23 protein-coding genes are annotated in these 22,422 nt (G+C 38.4%); 15 read left to right on the forward strand and 8 right to left on the reverse strand.

The features are described 5' to 3' along the window. Nucleotides 1–130: 130 nt before the first annotated feature. The gene (glpX, locus tag ACLS0A_RS07365) at nt 131–1,144 is read right to left on the reverse strand and encodes a class II fructose-bisphosphatase (RefSeq protein WP_423105276.1); all 1,014 of its coding nucleotides are present in this window, start codon (nt 1,142–1,144) and stop codon (nt 131–133) included. 155 nt (nt 1,145–1,299) lie between these two features. On the opposite strand from glpX, the gene ACLS0A_RS07370 reads away from it, so the two are divergent. The 13 genes from ACLS0A_RS07370 to ACLS0A_RS07430 all read left to right on the forward strand — a co-directional run bounded on the left by ACLS0A_RS07370 (nt 1,300) and on the right by ACLS0A_RS07430 (nt 12,078). Then, entirely contained in the window at nt 1,300–1,518 is a 219-nt protein-coding gene (locus tag ACLS0A_RS07370; RefSeq protein ID WP_103854316.1) for a cell division protein ZapB, read from the forward strand. Between the two features lie 60 nt (nt 1,519–1,578). Then, nucleotides 1,579–2,022, forward strand: coding sequence for an FMN-binding protein MioC (gene mioC / locus ACLS0A_RS07375; protein ID WP_194750835.1), 444 nt, complete (start codon nt 1,579–1,581; stop codon nt 2,020–2,022). A 467-nt stretch (nt 2,023–2,489) separates the two neighbouring features. Beyond that, nucleotides 2,490–4,379 carry a tRNA uridine-5-carboxymethylaminomethyl(34) synthesis enzyme MnmG gene (gene mnmG, locus ACLS0A_RS07380; protein ID WP_416083037.1) on the forward strand — a complete coding sequence of 630 codons (1,890 nt, stop codon included), beginning with the start codon at nt 2,490–2,492 and terminating at the stop codon, nt 4,377–4,379. Continuing rightward, nucleotides 4,379–5,014, forward strand: a complete 636-nt coding sequence (gene rsmG, locus ACLS0A_RS07385) for a 16S rRNA (guanine(527)-N(7))-methyltransferase RsmG (protein WP_416083038.1) — start codon at nt 4,379–4,381, stop codon at nt 5,012–5,014. Before mnmG ends, rsmG begins: the two co-directional genes overlap by 1 nt. 128 nt (nt 5,015–5,142) lie before the next feature. Then, a complete protein-coding gene (locus ACLS0A_RS07390) occupies nt 5,143–5,526 on the forward strand; it encodes an ATP synthase subunit I (RefSeq protein WP_103854312.1) in 384 nt (127 codons plus the stop codon). 22 nt (nt 5,527–5,548) lie between these two features. Further along, complete coding sequence (gene atpB, locus ACLS0A_RS07395; protein ID WP_416083039.1) at nt 5,549–6,337, forward strand: F0F1 ATP synthase subunit A; 789 nt, start codon at nt 5,549–5,551, stop codon at nt 6,335–6,337. Nucleotides 6,338–6,413: 76 nt separating this feature from the next. Next, entirely contained in the window at nt 6,414–6,668 is a 255-nt protein-coding gene (gene atpE / locus ACLS0A_RS07400) for a F0F1 ATP synthase subunit C (RefSeq protein WP_005539567.1), read from the forward strand. A 73-nt stretch (nt 6,669–6,741) separates the two neighbouring features. Then, the gene (gene atpF, locus ACLS0A_RS07405; RefSeq protein WP_017806727.1) at nt 6,742–7,212 is read left to right on the forward strand and encodes a F0F1 ATP synthase subunit B; all 471 of its coding nucleotides are present in this window, start codon (nt 6,742–6,744) and stop codon (nt 7,210–7,212) included. A gap of 13 nt (nt 7,213–7,225) precedes the next feature. Next, nucleotides 7,226–7,774 carry a F0F1 ATP synthase subunit delta gene (gene atpH / locus ACLS0A_RS07410; RefSeq protein WP_416083040.1) on the forward strand — a complete coding sequence of 183 codons (549 nt, stop codon included), beginning with the start codon at nt 7,226–7,228 and terminating at the stop codon, nt 7,772–7,774. A gap of 12 nt (nt 7,775–7,786) precedes the next feature. After that, complete coding sequence (gene atpA / locus ACLS0A_RS07415; RefSeq protein WP_416083041.1) at nt 7,787–9,328, forward strand: F0F1 ATP synthase subunit alpha; 1,542 nt, start codon at nt 7,787–7,789, stop codon at nt 9,326–9,328. A 22-nt stretch (nt 9,329–9,350) separates the two neighbouring features. Next, entirely contained in the window at nt 9,351–10,220 is an 870-nt protein-coding gene (gene atpG / locus ACLS0A_RS07420; protein WP_416083042.1) for a F0F1 ATP synthase subunit gamma, read from the forward strand. Between the two features lie 16 nt (nt 10,221–10,236). Further along, the gene (gene atpD / locus ACLS0A_RS07425; RefSeq protein WP_103855669.1) at nt 10,237–11,610 is read left to right on the forward strand and encodes a F0F1 ATP synthase subunit beta; all 1,374 of its coding nucleotides are present in this window, start codon (nt 10,237–10,239) and stop codon (nt 11,608–11,610) included. 39 nt (nt 11,611–11,649) lie between these two features. After that, entirely contained in the window at nt 11,650–12,078 is a 429-nt protein-coding gene (locus ACLS0A_RS07430; protein ID WP_126371017.1) for a F0F1 ATP synthase subunit epsilon, read from the forward strand. A gap of 122 nt (nt 12,079–12,200) precedes the next feature. Here ACLS0A_RS07430 and ACLS0A_RS07435 read toward each other — a convergent pair whose 3' ends face one another. After that, on the reverse strand, nt 12,201–13,655 hold the full coding sequence (locus ACLS0A_RS07435) for an aminoacyl-histidine dipeptidase (protein WP_416083043.1): 1,455 nt from the start codon (nt 13,653–13,655) through the stop codon (nt 12,201–12,203). Nucleotides 13,656–13,776: 121 nt separating this feature from the next. Between ACLS0A_RS07435 and gpt the strand changes: the two genes are divergently transcribed. Then, complete coding sequence (gene gpt / locus ACLS0A_RS07440) at nt 13,777–14,241, forward strand: xanthine phosphoribosyltransferase (protein WP_124994777.1); 465 nt, start codon at nt 13,777–13,779, stop codon at nt 14,239–14,241. Between the two features lie 48 nt (nt 14,242–14,289). Beyond that, nucleotides 14,290–15,114, forward strand: a complete 825-nt coding sequence (locus tag ACLS0A_RS07445) for an alpha/beta hydrolase (RefSeq protein ID WP_416083044.1) — start codon at nt 14,290–14,292, stop codon at nt 15,112–15,114. Nucleotides 15,115–15,165: 51 nt separating this feature from the next. On the opposite strand, the gene ACLS0A_RS07450 is transcribed toward ACLS0A_RS07445, so the two are convergent. The 6 genes from ACLS0A_RS07450 to ACLS0A_RS07475 form a co-directional block, all read right to left on the reverse strand. Next, entirely contained in the window at nt 15,166–15,921 is a 756-nt protein-coding gene (locus ACLS0A_RS07450; protein ID WP_416083045.1) for an esterase family protein, read from the reverse strand. 8 nt (nt 15,922–15,929) lie between these two features. Beyond that, nucleotides 15,930–17,108 carry an ATP-grasp domain-containing protein gene (locus ACLS0A_RS07455; protein ID WP_416083046.1) on the reverse strand — a complete coding sequence of 393 codons (1,179 nt, stop codon included), beginning with the start codon at nt 17,106–17,108 and terminating at the stop codon, nt 15,930–15,932. Between the two features lie 298 nt (nt 17,109–17,406). Then, the gene (locus ACLS0A_RS07460; protein ID WP_416083047.1) at nt 17,407–19,485 is read right to left on the reverse strand and encodes a peptidase domain-containing ABC transporter; all 2,079 of its coding nucleotides are present in this window, start codon (nt 19,483–19,485) and stop codon (nt 17,407–17,409) included. 20 nt (nt 19,486–19,505) lie between these two features. Next, a complete protein-coding gene (locus ACLS0A_RS07465; protein WP_416083048.1) occupies nt 19,506–20,759 on the reverse strand; it encodes an HlyD family secretion protein in 1,254 nt (417 codons plus the stop codon). 2 nt (nt 20,760–20,761) lie between these two features. Beyond that, complete coding sequence (locus ACLS0A_RS07470; RefSeq protein ID WP_416083049.1) at nt 20,762–21,925, reverse strand: cupin domain-containing protein; 1,164 nt, start codon at nt 21,923–21,925, stop codon at nt 20,762–20,764. A 21-nt stretch (nt 21,926–21,946) separates the two neighbouring features. Next, the gene (locus tag ACLS0A_RS07475; RefSeq protein WP_416083050.1) at nt 21,947–22,297 is read right to left on the reverse strand and encodes a hypothetical protein; all 351 of its coding nucleotides are present in this window, start codon (nt 22,295–22,297) and stop codon (nt 21,947–21,949) included. Nucleotides 22,298–22,422: the final 125 nt, after the last annotated feature.

The following is a 22,422-nucleotide window of genomic DNA, read 5'->3' on the forward strand; positions in this document are numbered from 1 at the left end:
TGGGAAGAGAAATAACAAATTGAAAAATAATGAAAAAAAGCACCGCACTTTGATCTGCGGTAATTGGCGTTAAAAACCCATTAGGCGGAAAATTTCCGCCTAGATGGGCATAAAGCAACTAAAAATTCAGTTAAGCATCAATTAAACGATAAAGTGCGGTGTCTTTTCTGTCTAAATAATGTACCGATTGAATACGGCGAATAGTGCGTGAACGGCCACGAATGAGCAAGGTTTCTGTGGTAGCAAGATTGCCACGGCGGTGAATACCTTTGAGTAAATCACCATTGGTAATTCCTGTGGCGGAGAAAACAAGATTGTCATCACGCACTAAATCTTCTAATTTCAGTACTTGGTTCACTTCAATGCCCATTTCTTGGCATCGGCGAATTTCATCAGCGGCAATGGATTGATTTTCTGGCGAACTGCCTTTGACTTGATGACGTGGAATTAAACGCGCCTGCATTTCGCCCCCTAAAGCACGAATGGCTGCGGCAGCGACCACCCCTTCAGGCGCACCACCAATACCATAAAGCATATCTGCGCTACCGTCAGGCAAACAACATAAAATTGACGCGGCCACATCGCCATCGGGAATGGCTAAGACTTTCACGCCTAGCTGCTGCATTTTTTTGATCACTTCCGCGTGGCGTGGTTTATCTAAGGTGATCACCGTTAATTGAGAAAGCAATTTCCCCATTTTTGATGCCACACGGCGCAAGTTTTGTTCCAAGGGTAAGTTTAGGTCGATCATTCCTTTGGCTTCAGGGCCAACCACTAATTTTTCCATATACATATCAGGCGCGCGTAAAAAGGTGTCTTTTCCCCCTGCGGCTAACACGGAAAGAGCATTAGGCTGCCCCATTGCGGTCATTCTTGTGCCTTCAATGGGATCAACGGCAATAGACACTTCTTCGCCTGCGCCTGTACCAATTTTTTCACCAATATAGAGCATTGGCGCTTCATCAATTTCGCCTTCACCAATCACCACTTCGCCACGCATTTCAATTTGATTTAACATCAATCGCATCGCTTGCACCGCCGCGTCATCGGCAGCATTTTTATCTCCGCGCCCCAACCAAGCAAAACCAGTAAGTGCCGCGGCTTCAGTAACTCGAGAAAATTCAATGGCTAATGCTCTATTCATTTTTTTGATCCTTTGGTTGCTTAAAAATCGGCGTATTCTATCACTTTCGCAAACGATTGCGTTATAAAAAGATAAAATTTTTTGCGAAATCAATAAACTCAGGTAGAATAAGCACACATCTATGTTCATTAACCATTTTTTAAAAGGAATCCACTATGTCGTTAGAAATTTTAGACCAACTTGAAGCCAAAATTAAACAAGCGGTTGAAACCATTGAATTACTTCAATTAGAAGTTGAAGAATTAAAAGAAAAAAATAGCCAAGCACAACAACAAAATGAATCATTACGCAATGAGAATGAACAGCTTAAGAGCGAACATCAAAACTGGCAAGAACGTTTACGCTCTTTGTTAGGTCGTATTGATAACGTTTAATTTTCAGAATAAAAATAAAGGCTTAGGTGATTATCTAAGCCTTATTTTTTAGGAGTAAAAATGACTAAAAAAGTATGTTTAATAACAGGCAGCACCCTAGGCGGCGCAGAATATGTGGCTGAACATTTACAGCAAGTGCTAGAAACTCAGCAAATTTCCACCGCACTTTTACACGGGCCTGATTTTACTGAAGTGGCTGATGAAAATCTTTGGTTGGTTGTTACTTCCACCCATGGTGCTGGCGAATTGCCTGATAATCTTAAACCTTTGTTTGATGAAATTAGCACACAAAAACCAGATTTATCTCATTTGCGCTTTGCGGTGATCGGGTTAGGAAATTCCGATTATGATACCTTCTGCAATGCGGTGAACATTGTGCAAGAATGTTTAACCCAACAAAGTGCGGTGCAAATTTGCGATCCTTTAAAAATTGATGTCCTTGCAGTGGACGATCAAGAACAGTATGCCGAAAATTGGATCCCGACTTTTTTATCTCATCTTTAATCTTCAGATCTGATGATCATCTCATCAGATCGCCATACTCGCTTTAAATGATCCCTTATCTATCCACCTGTGGATAATTTAGTAAAAACTTGTCTAAATATTGTATTTATTCTGTAAATAAAAATAATAAAAAGCTTAATTGTGGATAACTTTTGCTTTTATTCACAACATATACAGCTAGATCAATGGGTGATCTAAACAACTTAAAAAAGGATCTAACTCCTTTATTTTTAAGCGAAAATTTGCCTTATACACAAGGATCAGCGATCCTAATAATTATCATAATAAGATCTTTATATATAAAAAGAGATCTTATTTTAATAAGGCAAGGATCTTCTTTCTGATCCTTTGATCGAGCGAACAAAATTCACTGGATCTTCAATCTTCGATTTAAGCAACGATCAATTTGATGTAGAATACGCGGTTACTTTTATGAAGATCAAATTTATCACGAAATTAAGGTTATTATGTTTTATACGGAAAGTTACGATGTGATTGTGATTGGTGGTGGACACGCGGGTACAGAAGCAGCTCTTGCGCCAGCACGAATGGGATTAAAAACATTATTATTAACGCACAATGTGGATACATTAGGGCAAATGTCTTGCAACCCAGCCATTGGTGGCATTGGTAAGGGACATTTAGTTAAAGAAATTGATGCAATGGGTGGTCTAATGGCTACTGCGGCGGATCAAGCAGGTATTCAATTTCGTACTTTAAATAGCAGTAAAGGGCCTGCTGTACGCGCTACGCGTGCGCAAGCGGATCGCGTGTTATACCGCCAAGCGGTAAGGATCGCTCTTGAAAATCAACCGAATTTAGATATTTTCCAACAAGAAGTAACGGATATTTTGATCGAACAAGATCGCGTTGCGGGTGTAGAAACTAAAATGGGATTAAAGTTTAGATCTAAATCGGTGATCTTAACCGCTGGGACATTTTTATCGGGTAAGATCCATATTGGTATGGAAAATTATGCGGGTGGGCGCGCAGGTGATCCTGCCTCAGTGAGTCTAGCTCATCGTCTGCGCGATCTGAATTTGCGCGTGGATCGTTTAAAAACAGGCACCCCACCGCGTATTGATGCAAGAACCATTAATTTTGATGTGTTAGCAAAACAAAACGGCGATGAAAAATTACCGGTTTTTTCTTTTATGGGATCAGTGGATCAGCACCCGCGCCAAATTCCTTGCTATATCACCCATACCAACGAGCAAACCCACGAATTGATCCGTAATAATTTGGATCGTAGCCCGATGTATGCCGGTGTGATCGAAGGAATTGGGCCGCGTTATTGTCCTTCCATTGAAGATAAAGTAATGCGTTTTTCTGAACGTAATTCGCACCAAATTTATCTTGAGCCTGAAGGTTTAACGTCCAATGAAGTTTATCCAAACGGTATTTCTACGAGTTTGCCATTTGATGTGCAAATGGGCATCGTTAATTCAATGAAAGGATTGGAAAATGCTCGCATTATTAAACCGGGTTATGCTATTGAGTATGATTATTTTGATCCCCGTGATCTAAAACCTACCTTAGAAACCAAAGCCATTAAAGGTTTATTCTTTGCAGGCCAAATTAATGGTACGACGGGTTATGAAGAAGCCGCAGCGCAAGGATTATTGGCAGGAATTAATGCAGGGCTTTATGTGCAAGACAAAGACAGCTGGTATCCGCATCGTGATCAAGCTTATATTGGCGTGTTAGTGGACGATCTTTGTACTTTAGGCACCAAAGAACCTTATCGCGTGTTTACCTCCCGTGCGGAATATCGTTTATTGCTGCGTGAAGATAATGCAGATATTCGTTTAACCCCAACGGCACATAAACTTGGCTTAATTGATGAAAAACGCTGGGCGCGTTTTAATCAAAAAATGGAAAATATTGAATTAGAACGTCAGCGTTTGCGTAGCATTTGGTTGCATCCACGTTCTGAATATTTGGCCGAAGCTAATGAATTGCTAAATAGCCCATTAACCCGTGAGGCAAGTGGCGAAGATTTATTACGCCGCCCTGAAGTGAATTATCAATCTCTTACTCAATTAACCCCATTTGCGCCTGCGATTGAAGATAAAGAAGCGGCAGAACAAGTGGAAATTGCGATTAAATATCAAGGTTATATTGAGCATCAGCAAGAAGAAATCGCACGTCAAAAACGTTATGAAAATACCGAAATTCCGGATAATTTTGATTATGATGCGGTATCTGGGCTATCTAATGAAGTGCGGTCGAAATTAATGCAACATCGTCCAACCTCAATTGGACAAGCAAGCCGTATTTCTGGCGTAACACCTGCGGCCATTTCAATTTTATTGGTGAATCTGAAAAAACAAGGTATGTTAAAGCGTGGTGAATAATGGCTAACATCGAACAACTCAAAGAAAAATTAAATTTTCTGTTAAAAAGCACCGCACTTTCTGTGAGCGATCAGCAAAAAGATCAGCTCGTTAAGCTTGTGGCATTGTTGGATAAATGGAATAAGGCTTACAACCTCACTTCTGTGCGTGATCCGCAAGAAATGCTAGTGAAACATATTATGGATAGCCTTGTTGTCAGTCCTTACTTACAAGGTGATCGTTTCATTGATGTGGGAACAGGGCCAGGCTTACCTGGCTTGCCTTTAGCCATTATTAATCCAGATAAAACTTTTGTGTTGTTAGATAGTTTAGGCAAACGCATTAGCTTTATCCGTAATGCCTTGCGTGAACTTGGCATTACCAATGTAATTCCAGTATTAAACCGAGTTGAAGATTATCAGCCTGAAGAGTTATTTGATGGCGTATTAAGCCGCGCTTTTGCATCATTAAAAGATATGACCGACTGGTGTCAGCACTTGGTTGATGAAAATGGCACTTTTTATGCCCTAAAAGGGCAATATCATCAAGAGGAAGTGGAACAATTATCAGCCGATTTTGTGATAAAAAATGTGATCAACTTAACAGTTCCAGAATTAATTGGCGAAAGAAACCTTATTTTGTTAAATAAAGGTTAAAATTTTTTGAGAATTTAACAAAAATATAATAAAATGAACGCTTTCTAGCAGGTTTTATAAGTTGAATACTGGCAAAACTGGCGTATAATAAATTTCACTCTTTCGAGTTAGTATTTTAAAAGTGGCAAATGTCAGCAGTTATTAAGAAAACAAAAAAGAAATATCAGCTTGCATTGAGTATTGAGTTACTCATTTTTATTACTGTTTTCTTGGTTTTATTGGCTGTACAGCCTTCAAATGCGGTGTCGTTTTTGCTCGGAACATTCGCCATTTTTGTTCCCTATTGTATGTTTGTTTTTTTGATGTTTTTTAAAACAGCGAAAAACACACATCAGCTAACGACCTTTTATCGTGGTGGTGCGATAAAGTTTATATGTACGATCATTCTTATTGTGGTAGCGTTTAAATTTTTTCCCACAATTAATTATGTCGTCTTTTTTATAGGTTATTTTTTAGCATTGCTGTTAAATAACCTGTTACCTGTAATGGTAACTAAAATGTTTAGAATTTAGTTTAAATTTCAAGGGATTAACTATGTCTGACCTTACAACTGCTGGGTATATACAACACCATTTAGAATTTCTTAAAACAGGGGATTCTTTCTGGCACGTTCACTTAGATACGCTTTTCTTTTCAGCGGTATCTGCCGTTATTTTCCTTTTCGTGTTCTATAAAGTGGGTAAAAAAGCCACTTCTGGTGTACCAGGCAAATTACAATGCTTTGTAGAAATGATCGTAGAATGGGTTGATGGCGTGGTAAAAGAAAATTTCCACGGGCCACGCAATGTTATTGCACCATTAGGGCTAACCATTTTCTGCTGGGTGTTCATTATGAATGCTATCGATTTAATCCCTGTGGATTTCTTACCACAAGTGGCAAATCTATTTGGCGTTCATTATTTAAGAGCGGTTCCAACGGCAGATATTAGCGCAACCCTTGGTATGGCTATTTGTGTATTCTTCCTCATTATTTTCTATACCATCAAATCTAAAGGATTGAGAGGTTTTGTTAAAGAATATACGCTCCACCCTTTCAATCACTGGGCTTTCATTCCAGTAAACTTAATTCTTGAATCTGTAACCTTGCTTGCTAAACCTATTTCATTAGGTTTCCGTTTATTCGGGAATATGTACGCAGGTGAGCTTATCTTTATTTTGATCGCGGTAATGTATAGTGCCAATATGGCGATTGCTTCACTCGGCATTCCATTACATCTTGCGTGGGCGATTTTCCATATTTTGGTTATCACCTTACAAGCGTTTATCTTTATGATGCTAACGATTGTTTACTTAAGTATCGCTTACAACAAAGCGGAACATTAAACACAAATTATTTAACGATTTTTATTAACTAACCCAGCCAATTAGGCTGACTTTCTTAAATCTAACGGAGAAAACTATGGAAACTGTAATTACAGCTACGATTATTGGTGCATCAATCCTACTTGCTTTCGCAGCATTAGGTACAGCAATTGGCTTTGCGATTTTAGGCGGCAAATTCTTAGAATCTTCTGCGCGTCAGCCTGAATTAGCAAGTAGCTTACAAACTAAAATGTTTATCGTTGCTGGTCTTTTAGATGCTATCGCAATGATTGCAGTAGGTATTTCGTTACTTTTCATTTTCGCAAACCCATTCATCGGATTATTACAATAATTGTCAGCGTTGTTTGTACAACCAAGCTTTACCCTAAACGGGTAACATTGATGACATTATTGAGGAGGGCGTTGTGAACTTAAATGCAACATTAATTGGTCAGCTTATTGCATTCGCACTATTTGTGTGGTTTTGTATGAAATATGTTTGGCCACCAATTATTAAAGCAATTGAAGAGCGTCAAAGCTCAATTGCTAATGCTTTAGCTGCAGCAGAAGTCGCACGAAAAGAGCAAGCTGAAACCAAAACATTGGTGGAGCAAGAAATTAATCAAGCGAAACTTCAAGCACAAGAAATTGTGGATTTAGCGAATAAACGTCGCAACGAAATCCTAGAAGAAGTGAAAGCTGAAGCGGAAGCATTAAAAGCAAGAATTATTGAACAAGGCCACGCTGAGATTGAAACAGAGCGTAAACGTGTTCAAGAAGAATTACGAGCGAAAGTAGCCTCTTTAGCGGTTGCAGGTGCTGAGAAAATTGTGGGTCGCACGGTTGATGAAGCGGCAAACAATGACATTATTGAAAAATTAGTTGCAGAACTATAAGAAGGTTGGGCTTATGTCAGAATTAACTACCATAGCTCGCCCTTATGCAAAAGCAGCATTTGATTTTGCTATCGAGCAACAAGCACAAAACAAAAGTGCGGTGGAAAAATGGGCAGAAATGCTAAATTTTGCTTCTCAAGTTGTTGAAAATAAAGCGATGCAAGATTTCCTAACAGGTGATTTATCTGCCAGTAAAGTTGCTGATACGGTGATTTCAATTTGTGGCGACCAACTTGATCAATATGGGCAAAATTTGATTCGGTTAATGGCTGAAAATAAGCGTTTAACTGTACTTCCAGCGGTATTTGCACTGTTCCAACATTATGTGAGTGAACACCAAGCGATTGCAGATGTGGAAGTCATCTCAGCTCAACCATTAAGTGCAGAGCAACAAGCTAAAATTGCAGCCGCAATGGAAAAGAAACTTGCTCGTAAAGTTAAATTAAATTGCAGCGTAGATAATGCACTGATTGCTGGTGTTATTATTCGTACAGATGATTTTGTCATTGACGGAAGTAGCCGTGGGCAACTGGCTCGTCTTGCAAATGAGTTGCAATTATAAGAGGAATAAAAGATGCAACTAAATTCGACTGAAATTAGTGAATTAATTAAAAAACGCATTGCCGAATTTAACGTGGTGAGTGAACCACGCAACACAGGAACCATTGTTTCTGTGAGCGATGGGGTTATTCGTATCCACGGTTTAAGCGATGTAATGCAAGGGGAAATGATTGCATTACCCGACAATCGTTATGCAATGGCACTTAACCTAGAGCGTGATTCGGTAGGTGCGGTTGTAATGGGGCCTTATACTGATCTTTCTGAAGGTATGGAAGTTCAATGTACAGGACGTATTCTTGAAGTGCCAGTAGGCCGCGGTTTATTAGGTCGCGTGGTGAATACCCTTGGTCAGCCAATTGATGGTAAAGGCGAAATTGAAAACGATGGCTATGCGCCTGTTGAAGTTATCGCACCAGGGGTTATCGATCGTAAATCTGTTGATCAGCCTGTTCAAACTGGTTATAAAGCGGTGGACTCAATGGTGCCAATCGGTCGTGGTCAGCGTGAGTTAATTATCGGTGACCGTCAAACAGGTAAAACCGCATTAGCTATCGATGCCATCATCAACCAAAAAGATTCTGGCATTAAATGTATCTATGTAGCGATTGGTCAAAAAGCATCAACCATTGCTAACGTAGTGCGTAAATTAGAAGAACACGGCGCATTACAAAATACCATCGTGGTTGTGGCATCTGCATCAGAATCTGCCGCGTTACAATATTTAGCGCCTTATGCAGGTTGTACAATGGGTGAATATTTCCGTGATCGCGGTGAAGATGCGCTCATCGTTTATGATGATTTATCTAAACAAGCGGTTGCTTATCGTCAAATTTCATTATTATTACGCCGTCCACCAGGTCGTGAAGCTTTCCCAGGTGATGTATTCTATTTACACTCTCGCTTACTTGAGCGTGCTTCTCGTGTTAATGCAGAATATGTTGAACGTTTCACACAAGGTAAAGTAACAGGTAAAACAGGTTCTTTAACTGCATTACCAATTATTGAAACCCAAGCAGGTGACGTATCGGCTTTCGTACCAACCAACGTAATTTCCATTACCGATGGTCAGATCTTCTTAGAATCTAACCTATTTAACTCAGGTATTCGTCCTGCGGTAAACCCAGGTATTTCGGTATCTCGTGTGGGTGGTGCAGCACAAACTAAAGTCATCAAAAAATTAGCAGGTGGTATTCGTACTGCACTTGCGCAATATCGTGAATTAGCAGCATTCGCACAATTTGCTTCAGATCTTGATGATGCAACACGCAAACAACTTTCTCACGGTCAGAAAGTAACAGAATTATTGAAACAAAAACAATATTCTCCATTAAGCGTTGCGCAACAAGCATTAGTATTATTTGCCGTTGAATTTGGTTATTTAGAAGATGTTGAATTAGAGCGTATCGCTTCTTTTGAATCTGCCCTTTTAGAATATGCAGCACATAACTATGCTGATTTTATGGACGGATTAACCAAAACTGGCGATTACAATGATGAAATCAAAGCAACATTGCAAGCGATTTTAGACAATTTCAAAGCAAACAGTGCTTGGTAATTCACATTAACGGAGAACATCAATGGCAGGTGCAAAAGAGATAAGAACCAAAATTTCCAGTGTTCAAAGTACGCAAAAAATTACTAAGGCAATGGAAATGGTTGCAGCATCGAAAATGCGTAAAACGCAGGATCGTATGTCATCTTCACGCCCGTATGCTCAAGCCATACGCCGCGTGATTAGCCACGTGTCAAAAGCCAGTATTGGTTACAAACATCCGTTTTTAGTGGAACGAGAAGTGAAAAAAGTAGGTATCCTACTTGTTTCAACAGATCGTGGATTATGTGGCGGTTTAAATATCAACTTATTTAAGACCGTACTTCAAGAAATCAAAGGTTGGAAGGAAAAACAAGTGGAAGTTTCACTGGGTTTAATCGGTGCAAAAGGTATCGGGTTTTTCCAATCTCTTGGCTTGAATATTGCCACACAAAATTCAGGAATGGGCGATACGCCTTCTGTTGAAGAATTAATTGGTACGGCAAATGAAATGTTTGATGCTTATAGAGAAGGCAAATTAGATGCGATCTACATTGCTTACAATAAGTTCATCAACACAATGTCGCAAAAACCTACTTTAGAAAAACTTGTTCCTTTGCCTGAATTAGATAATGATGATTTAGGTGAAAGCGCACAATCTTGGGACTATATTTACGAACCTGATCCAAAAGTATTGTTAGATAGTTTATTGGTTCGTTATTTAGAATCTCAAGTGTATCAAGCGGTAGTTGAAAATTTGGCTTCTGAGCAAGCGGCACGAATGGTGGCGATGAAAGCGGCAACTGATAATGCAGGAAACTTAATTAAAGACTTGCAATTAGTTTACAACAAAGCTCGCCAAACAAGTATTACAAATGAATTAAATGAAATTGTTGCTGGTGCAGCGGCAATTTAAGTAAAGAGGATCGATAATGGCAACTGGAAAAATTGTACAAATCATCGGTGCGGTTATTGACGTTGAATTTCCACAAGATGCAGTACCAAAAGTATATGATGCCTTAAACGTTGAAACAGGCTTAGTGCTTGAAGTTCAACAACAATTAGGCGGTGGAATCGTACGTTGTATCGCAATGGGTTCATCAGATGGTTTAAAACGTGGTTTATCCGTGTCTAACACAGGCAAACCAATTTCCGTTCCAGTGGGAACAAAAACCCTAGGACGTATTATGAACGTACTGGGTGAACCAATTGACGAACAAGGCCCAATTGGTGCAGAAGAAACTTGGTCAATTCACCGACCGGCACCAAGCTATGAAGATCAAGCAAACAGCACAGAATTGCTTGAAACAGGGATCAAAGTTATCGACTTAATCTGTCCATTTGCAAAAGGGGGTAAAGTTGGTTTATTCGGTGGTGCGGGTGTAGGTAAAACCGTAAATATGATGGAATTAATCCGTAATATTGCGATCGAACACTCAGGTTACTCCGTATTTGCAGGGGTAGGTGAACGTACCCGTGAAGGTAACGACTTCTACCACGAAATGACCGAATCTAACGTATTAGATAAAGTATCCCTTGTTTACGGACAAATGAACGAGCCACCAGGTAACCGTCTGCGTGTTGCATTAACCGGTTTAACTATGGCAGAAAAATTCCGTGATGAAGGCCGTGATGTTTTATTCTTCGTGGATAATATTTATCGTTACACCCTAGCAGGGACAGAAGTATCTGCATTATTAGGTCGTATGCCATCTGCGGTAGGTTACCAACCAACCCTTGCAGAAGAAATGGGGGCATTACAAGAGCGTATCACCTCTACCAAAACAGGTTCTATCACCTCCGTACAAGCGGTTTATGTACCAGCCGATGACTTAACTGACCCATCGCCAGCAACGACCTTTGCGCACTTAGATTCAACGGTTGTATTAAGCCGTCAAATTGCGTCATTAGGTATTTACCCAGCGGTAGATCCCCTTGATTCAACTTCTCGCCAATTAGACCCATTAGTGGTTGGCCAAGAGCATTATGATGTAGCGCGTGGCGTACAGGGTATCTTACAACGCTACAAAGAATTGAAAGACATCATCGCGATTCTTGGTATGGATGAGCTTTCTGAAGAAGATAAACTTGTGGTAGCGCGTGCGCGTAAAATCGAACGTTTCTTATCACAACCGTTCTTCGTTGCAGAAGTGTTCACTGGCTCACCGGGTAAATATGTTTCATTAAAAGAAACTATTCGCGGTTTCAAAGGTATTTTAGAAGGTGAATATGACCATATCCCAGAACAAGCGTTCTATATGGTTGGTTCTATTGATGAAGTGCTAGAAAAAGCCAAAAATATGTAATCACTTCAAGCCTGATTAAACACTTGAAGGAGAATCACAATGGCAACATTAAATTTAACGGTTGTAAGTGCAGAAGAAAGCATTTTTACTGGTCAAGTAAAAAGCATTCAAGCCACAGGGATTGAAGGGGAGCTTGGTATCTTACCAGGCCACACCCCATTATTAACGGCAATCAAACCGGGTATCGTCAAATTGACCTTAGAAAATGGCAATGAAGAAGTTATCTACGTTTCAGGTGGCTTTTTAGAAGTTCAACCGAATGTCGTTACCGTCCTAGCGGATGTCGCAATCCGTGGTAAAGAGCTTGATGGTGATCGCATTTTAGAAGCGAAACGCCAGGCAGAACAAAATATCGTAGCCAACGTCAAAGACGCCAACTACGAAATGCTCGCCGCGAAACTCTCTAAAGAGCTTGCTAAACTACGCGCTTACGAACTGACAGAAAAATTAGTCAAAAACAAACGCTAATTTTACCGCACTTTCTTTACTGTATCTAAAAAAACCACCTTCGGGTGGTTTTTATTTTGGGGATATATAAAAAGTGCGGTAAAAAATCTCGAAATTTTCCACCGCACTTATGTTTTAATGTATTACTTCACTTCCGCTAAAATTCTGGTGAGTAATTGCCAGTAGGTTTGTACGGCGGGGATATGCACTTTTTCATCAGGGGAATGGGCGTTAATAATAGTTGGGCCGATAGAAACGACATCTAAATTAGGGTAGATTTTTTTCAGCAAGCCACATTCTAACCCTGCGTGAATCACTTTTATTTCAGGTTGATGGCCTAAAATATCCGCGTAAATTTGGCTGGTTAAGGCTAGGATTTTGCTGTCTGGGTGAGGTTCCCAACCTGGGTAATTGCCAGCGAAATTGACATTTGCACCACAAAGTGCGGTCAAAGATTTCAGCATTTCTTGCACATAATATTTGCCGCTTTCAATCAATGAACGAATTAAAATTGTGGCGTTCACTTGGTTGTCTGAGGTTTTTAGCACGCCTAAACTGAGTGAGGTTTCCACTACATTTTCTACCGCATCACTGTAACGAATTACGCCGTTTGGCAACGCATTTAACAGATTGATGACGTTGTTTTGTGAAGTGCGGTCAAAAATTTGTGCAGTTTTTTCAACGGGTTGCAAAAATAGGCTGAGGTTAGGCTCGGCAATAGCTAATTCGGTTTTTAATAAAACTTCAAAATTTTCCACCGCACTTTGTAATGGCGCGAGATCACCATCAAAGCATAGGGTTACAAAGGCTTCACGCGGAATGGCATTGCGTACTGAGCCGCCCTTAATTTGGCTAATGGCGAAATCAATTTGTGGGTGATCTTGTTTGAGATGGGCAAGAAAACGAACTAGCGCTTTCACAGCATTGACGCGTCCTGTGTGAATATCTACGCCAGAATGCCCGCCACGCAAGCCTTTTAATACTAGCTCGTAACTATGCGCATAAGGGTTGGCAATTTTTTGCACAGGAACACTGAGATCAGCATTCACACCACCCGCACAGCCAATATAAATTTCGCCGTTTTCTTCGGTATCCGTGTTGATCATAATTTGGCTTTTCAACCAGTTTGGACGCAAACCAATTGCCCCTTCCATTCCTTGCTCTTCGGTCATTGTGAGCAAGACTTCTAACTCTGGGTGAGTAAGGTTTTCCTCTTCTAATGCGGCAAGGGCAGAAGCAAGGCCAATCCCGTTATCCGCCCCTAGGGTTGTGCCTTTGGCGGTGACCCATTCGCCCTCGATATAAGGTTGAATAGGGTCTTTTTGGAAATCGTGTTGGGTGTCTTCGTTGGCTTGTGGCACCATATCAAGATGAGCTTGCAGCACCACGGTAGGGCGATTTTCCATACCAGCGCTTGCAGGCTTGCGAATTAAAATATTGCCGACTTCATCGCGCTCGACAAAAAATTGTTTTTCTTTCGCCCAATTTACGATGAAATTAACCAGTGCTTCTTCGTGATAAGATGGGTGAGGAATGGCACAAATTTGATCGAACCATTTCCACAACAAGGTAGGTTGAAGTTGTTGGATTTCAGACATAGTTTTTTCCTCAAATGAAAAAAATTCATCAAAATAATAGCATAAAAATTGGTTTCAAGTTATCCTAACGCAATTTTATTTATTGGGCGGTTTCCGCTCCTTTCTTAAGTTAAGGTGAGTTATGAGTGAAAAATATGTTGTGACTTGGGATATGTTCCATATGCACGCACGCAAATTATCTGAACGTTTATTGCCAGCATCACAATGGAAAGGCATTATTGCAGTGAGCCGTGGGGGATTGTTTCCTGCTGCGGTATTAGCGCGTGAATTGAGCATTCGCCACGTGGAAACCGTGTGTATCGCCAGTTACGATCACAATCAACAAGGGGAACTGAATGTGATTCACGCTGCTCAAGTGCCAAATGGCGGCGAGGGTTTTATCGTGGTTGATGATTTGGTGGATACAGGAAATACCGCGCGTGCCATTCGTGAGCTTTATCCAAATGCCCGCTTCGTTACGGTGTTCGCAAAACCTGCGGGAGCGGATTTAGTTGATGACTATGTGATTGATATTCCTCAAAATACTTGGATTGAACAGCCTTGGGATATGGGCATTACCTTTGTGCCGCCATTGGCGAGAAAATAATTTGTGATAAACGCTGGGCTTGCCAGCGTTTTTTATAGAAGTTAAAAAATGAGCGTGTTTAATCATTATCTGGAAATGCAAGAGCATTTTCTTTATGTGCCTTATTACCATCACCACCGCCGTGTGCGCGTGTTGTTGCCAAAAGATTATCACAACGAACCTTGGCAGCATTACCCTGTCCTTTATATGCACGATGGGCAAAATGTGTTTTATAGCAAAGAATCCTACTCGGGGCATTCGTGGAAAATTATCCCTACCATTAAGCATTATCAACAGTTGCCGAAATTAATTATTGTCGGCATTGATAATGCGGGGGAAGAGCGATTAAATGAATATGCCCCTTGGAAAACAGAAGTGGGACATTCCCCCGAAGTAAGAAACGTTGGCGGACGCGGGGCGGAATATGCCGATTGGGTAGTGAACGAGGTGAAAAAATTCATTGATGAAAACTACCGCACTTTACCTAACGCAGAGCATACCCTACTGGCGGGAAGCTCAATGGGCGGCATTATTACCGCTTATATGGGGGCGGCATACCCGCAGGTTTTTGGGCATTTGGGCGTGTTTTCCCTTGCCTCTTGGTTTAGTGAGGGAGCGTTTATGGATTTTATTCATCGCCACCCCTTGCAGCCGCAAAGCCGTGTGTTTATTCAAGTCGGCACCAATGAGGGCGATGAAATGGATTCCCAATTCATTTCCAATATGAACCAAACCTACATTGATTGCACCCTACGCTACTACCAAGCCTTGTTACGCACGGGGCAACCCCTCGATCATATTCGCCTACGCATTATGGCAAATGAAATCCACCACGAAATGCACTGGGCAGATCATTTTGTCGAGTTTTTGCATTTTGCGTTATTGAATAAGTAATTGTGAATAAATAGCGAGAAATAAAAGGCGGAATATCAATCCGCCCTTTGCCTATTTTAACAACCCTTGCTCTTCCAACTTCCCTAAGAAATAAGGCATTTGTACTCGCCACCAAGGCCAATCGTGATCCACATCTGTTCCCCAGAAGTCAAACCACGCGGGAATATCTTTGGCTTGGAAAGCCTCTTGCAATCTTGCGGTGTCGGCGATGTGTTGCTCTTCCCACGCACCTTGCCCCACAGCTACTATATAATGGTTTTGGCGGTAGCGGTCTAAAAACCACGGGTCGTTTTGATTCCACAAATAATCAATCGGCGAGTTAAAATACACCTCTGCATTGCCTTGATATTCACCCGTGAAAAAACGGGCATCATAAACCCCACTAAGTGCGATGGCAGTGTCAAAAAGATCAGGGTGGCGTAAGGCAAAATTAATCGTGTGGAATGCCCCCATACTACAACCTGTGGCGATCATTGCGCCCTGCCATTGGGACTCAAAGCGAATTAATGGCACTAATTCATTGATAATATAGCGATCATAAGCATTGTGTGCCTGTGCCATATCCTGCCCTGATTTGTAATCCGCGAGCCAAGATTCCTTATCAAAAGAATCCGGGGTGTAAAATTTGATTAAGCCCCGTTCGATAAAAGAACGGCAAGCGTCAATCATTCCAAAATTGCCGTATTCATTATGATTGCCGCCCGAAGATGGGAAAACAATCACGGGTTTTCCACTGTGTCCATACACATTGAAGGGCATTTCTCTGCCTAATTCACCGCTCCAATGATGACGAGCTTCAAAAAACATTGTGCCTCCTACTGCTTTTGATGTGCAAATTGAATGATTTCACGCATTTGCTCAATGCTTGGCGTGCGAGCCAATATGCCCTCCTCGCCCATTATTTTGGCAAACACACCCGGCACTTTCTGCACGCTAATAATATTGTGCGGGAATTTTTCCCAGATTTGAGCGATAGAATGAGCGTAACGCTGATTGGCTTTGCGGGAAATATAAACCACATTCCAAGGGTGCGTGATTTGTGAAGTGAATTGATTGTCTTTGACGATATGTGCATATTCATTAAACACATCAAAGTCATTAGCATAATTCCACATATCAATGGTTAATCCACCGGGTGGGCGGCAATTCACTTCTAATGGTAATAGTTCGTTGGTTTTCTTTACGCGGAAAAACTCGAAATGAAAGAACCGCTCTTTAACATTAAAGGCTTTGACGCATTGCTTGCCTAGTTCCACTAATTTTGGCGAGATTTCACGGGGAACGTAGTAGAACATATCACCGTCTTTTTCCACCGTATCCAGCACCGCTTCGGAATATTCAAGGCTGGAATAAAACACAATATTGCCATCGCGATCTGTTAAGCCGTCAAAGGTAACAATATCGCCGTCAATAAATTCTTCCATAATGTATTCCACATTCGGATTTTTCTGGCTGAAAAACGCGTCCAATTCTTGAGCCGATTTGATCTTGTAAGTATCGCTCGCCCCCACGCCAGAATTGGGTTTGATAATCACGGGATAATGCAATTCGTGTGCTAATTTTCTGGCATCTTCATCGCTTTCAAATACACGTCCTTTCGCCACTTTTAAGCCCGTTTGGCGGAAGATTTCTTTCATTTTTGATTTGGTTTTAATGGATTTCATATCGTCATTTTTATAACCAAATACATTGAAATCCGTGCGAAGTTTCGCATCTAGCTCAAGCCAATATTCATTGTGTGATTCAATGCGATCAATACGCCCATATTTATGCACAAAATAGCCCAGCGCACGATAAACCTGATCGTAATCTTCCATATTATCCACACGATAATACTCCGTCAGCGCATTGCGCAGATTTTCACTCAGTTGATCATAAGGCGTGTCGGCAATGCCTAAGGTGTTGAAACCATTTTCCCGCAAACGCACGGCAAAGGTTTCAAAATTGGTCGGGAAATGGGGTGAAATCATCACAAAGTTTAGTGGTCTTGACATAGACTATCCCTCAATCTAAAAAATAACGAAAACGATTGCATTATACAAAAAATCATCAAGTGATAAAAGCAACAACATATAAATTTGAATAAATTGGATTATTTATTCTTTATTTTTTAGAGATAAACAGAGAGTAATAAATGTAAATATCACTGCGATAAGTAATACGTTTACAATGATTTTCTCTATCGTATTTTTAGGCTTCTTATAAATATTTCATAGATTAAATCATAGGTTAAATTATTAGTATTAAGGATTTTATAAAACTCATATTACAATAATTATATCAAGGTTAGCTTTATAGATTTATACATCGATCAGCACTTTCAATAGTAGATTGACGATGGGCAACTATTACTCTAGTTATTTTTAGTTTAGCTATTGAATCATTAATTTTTCTTTCATTTTCTTCATCAAGATGACTTGTTGCTTCGTCCATAAAAAGAATTTTAGGTCTTTTATAGAGCGCTCTTGCAATAAACAATCTTTGCCTTTGCCCTCCTGAAAGGTTATTTCCTAGTTCTCCAAGTAATGTTTCATAATTCATTGGCATCTTCATTATTTCATTATGAATTTGCGCTTGTTTTGCACATTGAATGGCAAATTCTTTATCATATTGATTATCAAAACAGACGATATTTTCTAAAATTGATCCAGAGAAAAACTTATCTTCTTGTAACACAGTTGCAATATGTTGGCGATAATGTGAAATATCTAAGTTTTTAATATCAATATTATTAATATAAATTTCTCCTTTTGTTGGTTTCAAGAGCCCCGACATTAATTTTAGTAAGGTCGTTTTACCAGCACCTGATTTAGCGGAGATCGCTATGCTTTCTCCAGCATTAACTTCTAAATTTAAATTATCAATAATAGGTTGTGTAAATTGATCATATTGAAAGGTAAGATTTTTCACTAAAATAGATAAACCTTTTTGTTCTTCTGATAAAGAAAATGGTGAGGAGTGTATGCTATTTTCAATTTCAGTTAAAGCAATATCGGCAATCCTTTCTCTGTGTAAAGAAAGCATTTTAAAATTAAAGAAAATATTAATTAGGTTTCCCATTCTGGAGGAAAATGAGCCTCTATAGGAATTAAATGCCATAAACATTCCAACTGTCATCATATTATCCATAACAATTGTTGCACCAATCCATAAGATCAAAATTTGTTCTAAGGTAGAAATAAAAGTATGAATACCAGAAAAAAGCATATCTAATTTCGTTACTCTAATTGATGTATTAAAAGCATCAGCATTCAATGACATCCAATATTCTTCTCTCTTTTTATTTAATCCAAGAGATTTTATTGTTGCGATACCATAAAGTGTTTCCATAAAATGAGAAGTAGATTTTGCACTCTTAATAATTTTCTCTTCTGTAATCTGGCGGTAAGTAAAATAGGTTACAAACCGAAGTATTAAATAGATAATGGAAAAAGTTATCACTACCCAAGTTAGCCATCCTCCATAAAGGAACATCATAATAGTAACGCTGATAGTCATAATTAAATCAATAATTGTAGTTACTATGCTATTAGTAAGTGTATTTTGTATTTTTCTAAGTGAATCAAAACGTGATTGAATATCACCAACTTGACGTTTCTCAAAAAAATCTAAAGGAAGTTTTAACAAATGAGAAAAAAAGCTGCTTGTCCATTGAAAATCGATTAGATAATTCATTTTTAATGAAATCCAAGCTCTTGACATACTCACCGCGCTTCTAAAGAGCGTAAATAAAAAAAGACCTAAACAAATGATTAATAACAAGGATTGATCTTTAGCTTTTAAAACGTGATCTATCACTAATTGGGTGCCAATAGGCATTAATAGCGCAATTAATTCAATTAACAGAGAAAGAGAAAATATCTTTAATAATGCACCTTTTATACCAGAAATATTTTTAAATGTTTCATAAAGGCTAATTTTCTCATTATCCTTAGATTTTTCAAATTTTACCTCTGACCAAGCTTCTAAGGCTACCCCTGTAAAATGTTTTGAACACTCTGCAAAAGAGATGTTCTTTTTACCAAAAGCGGGATCAAAAATAACAACAGATTTATTTTTTACCTTGGTTAAAACAACAAAATGATTAAAATCCCAATGTAAAATACAAGGTAAACGTAACAATTTTAATTCATCAAGTTCAAGTGAAAGTGGGCGAGTAATTAATTTAAGATCTTGTGCAATATCAATTAAATTTTTTAATGTGGCACCTTTAGAAGAAATACCATATTTACTACGAAGTTGAAAAAGATTAGATTCTCCTCCATAAAAGCCAGCTATCATCGCTAGGCAAGCCAATCCGCATTCTGCCGATTCTGTTTGTAATACGAGAGGAACTTTTCTAAAGAATGAAAAATTAAGTTTATCTAACATATCCCTGTTTTCCTATATTTTTATTCTTTTTCCATATTTTTGGTTAAACCATAAAATGGTAAAAACATCCATTCATATAGCTTTCGTTTTTCTAAAAATAGGGTTGCCTCAGCTTTCATACCACTTAAAAATGCTAATGAGGTATGGTTATAAGAGACATTTTGGTCAGGTATTTCTACAACAATTTTATATAATGGGTTATTAGGATCTGTACTAGGAACATTCTTATAAAAAGCAAGCTCTTGCAGAGAAGCAGGAACAGTCGAAATATATTTAATAGTGCCATCAAACTGTCCAAATTTCTCGAAAGGAAAAGCCTCATAACGAATACTGATTTTATTTTCAGGTTTAACAAAAGAAATTGCGCTATTAGGCACCCACATTACTAACTGATACTCTCCTTTATTAGCTGGTATTATTTGAGCCAAAGCATCTTCTTCACGAATAATTTGCCCCACAGTTGCACTGATTGATTCAATTAACCCATCTAGCGGTGCATTAACAATCAGTTCTGAAACAGATTCAAATTCAAGTAAACGAATTTCAAGATCATTTTGTTGTAATTCATAACGAATAATCTGGTTTTGAAAATCGGTTCTACGACTCTCAATTTCATTTTCTAGCCCTATAATGACAGTTTCTTGTTGGATTAATTTTTCTTGTAAATTGTTGCGTAAAGATTTTTGATCGAAATAACGCGAACGTTGCAGAGCCACCTCATCATTAGAGGAATAGCCTTTTTTCATCAATTTTTCATATTTTTCTAATGTAATGCGGTATTCTTCTGTGCTTGCGGTAACTTCATTTAAATATATTTTTGTTTCATTATAGATTTTACGGTTTTTGTCAATTTGCTTTTGTAGGTTTGTTAAGGTTTCAGTCTGATTACTTTTAACTAACGTTATAATTTCACTAAGTTTTTCTAGCTGCGCTTTTATTGCATTAATTGAATTAATACCAACATTACCACTATCTGTGATACGATCTAATGTAATTTTAAATAGCGGATCTCCCTTTTTTACTAGTTGATTTATTTTAATGTAACTTTCTGAAATATAACCTGATTTAGATGCTGAAAGTATGATTGGGTGAGGTTGCATCACAACTTCACCGTAAACAATTTCTCGGCGGGTATAACTACCAAAAGTAACGTATAAAATAAAAGAAGCCACGATGACAGTCGAAATAGAAAAAACTAACCAACTTGGAATCTTGGAAAACAATACAGCATTACTTTTCCATTTCTGATGTTCTAGGGCTTCTTTTCTAAACATATTTAATTAGTATTAAGTTTTAATATACCTAAATAAGAAAGATTCCAAAGTAGTTCATTGAGTTTTTCTTCTTTGCCTTGATAAAATAAAGAAGATATTTCATTTACGGATAATTTATCATTTTCTAATAAAGATAAAATTACCTTTTTAAAATCATCATCAATAGTTATACCATACCCATTAGAGATAATTTTATTAGAGTGAGTTAAATTATCATTTTTTATTGGAAAGGAAAGTATTTCGCTTCCTGAGAACTTAGTGATATTATGGTTTCCCAATATTTCTAAATTTAAAGGTTTTTCTATACGTTTATTATCATAGAATTCTTCTATAAACTTAGAATAATTCTCTTTATCCATAATAAATTCAGAAACTTCACTTGCCAATTCTTCAAGTATTTTACGATCATGTTCATAGCAAAAAAGTGATTTTCTTGCTACTTCTTTTTTGACAATATCTTTAGCTATCCAATTTAAATAGTTATTTGCATAGGGAGGAAAAATACCTATAGCTAAATGTACAGTTTCTTCTCCTACTGGAATAGGATCGTGCCACCATCCTCTAGGAAGATAAAGAACATCTCCTGCTTCTAAAATAATGTCCATATATACGTCTTCTAGATTGGGTTCATATTCAGGCATATCCTTACTTTTGTGCATAAAAAGAGGATCCTTAAATGTTGGTGCATGAATGATCCAACGTTTCTTACCTTGCATTTGAACAGCAAAAATATCCCGGCTATCCCAGTGGCTTTTAAAAGAGCGTTTATTATTAAATGCGATATATAAACTTGTAAAAGTATGGCATTTGCTAAAGTTAGCAATTTCTTGTGAAAAAATATCGACATTAGGTTCATTAACAATACCATTAGCAACAAGTGTTGCGCCATCTCTCATAAAGTTATATAGCACTTCCTCTTTAAATTTATAGCGTAAATGCCCTAGATCATCATAAGCTTCTAAATAATATTCTTTTGGTAATTTTTCTCCACGATACATAACTTTAATATCATCTTCAGATATAAGATTACATCGAGGGAAAATTTGGTTAATTTCGTTCCAACTTAATAGGTTTTCTTTTTTTACTGCATTTTTCATTAAAAGTGGTTTTTTCTCAAAAAAATTGCTTCTAAATTCTTTTTCTGAGATTGGAAAATGAATTTGCATATTACTTCTCCTTATGCAATCTTAGCAATAATTACAACCATCATTGTAATCTGAACCTGATTGGGTTTTATTATCATTTCTCCAACTAGGAGAAACAGGAAAAGATGATGGAAATAGAGTTCCAGAAGGAAGTTGGTTTTCATGTAAGTGGATAGGTAGATTATCATAAAGATCCAATGGCAAATTAGATGCAGCACCATAAATTGCTCCATTTATTCCCCCAACCACTGCTCCTGGAGGGCCTCCAACTGAAAAACCTGCTGATGCACCACCAATTGCTCCAATACCAGCAGCGGTTGCATATGCTCTAACATCAATATCTTTAGAACCACCTGTCACTAGAGTTAGCTCTTTTACTGTTAATTCAATCATGTTATTTTTCCTCTCTATTAGATTTAAGACATTTCCACGCATATATAATGTATGGTAATGATATTATAAGTGAAAGACTACATAGATATACTATATTTTTCAAATATAATAATTGTTTAAAGTTA

It is taken from the genome of Avibacterium volantium, assembly GCF_049366555.1.
Lineage (GTDB): Bacteria > Pseudomonadota > Gammaproteobacteria > Enterobacterales > Pasteurellaceae > Avibacterium > Avibacterium volantium_A.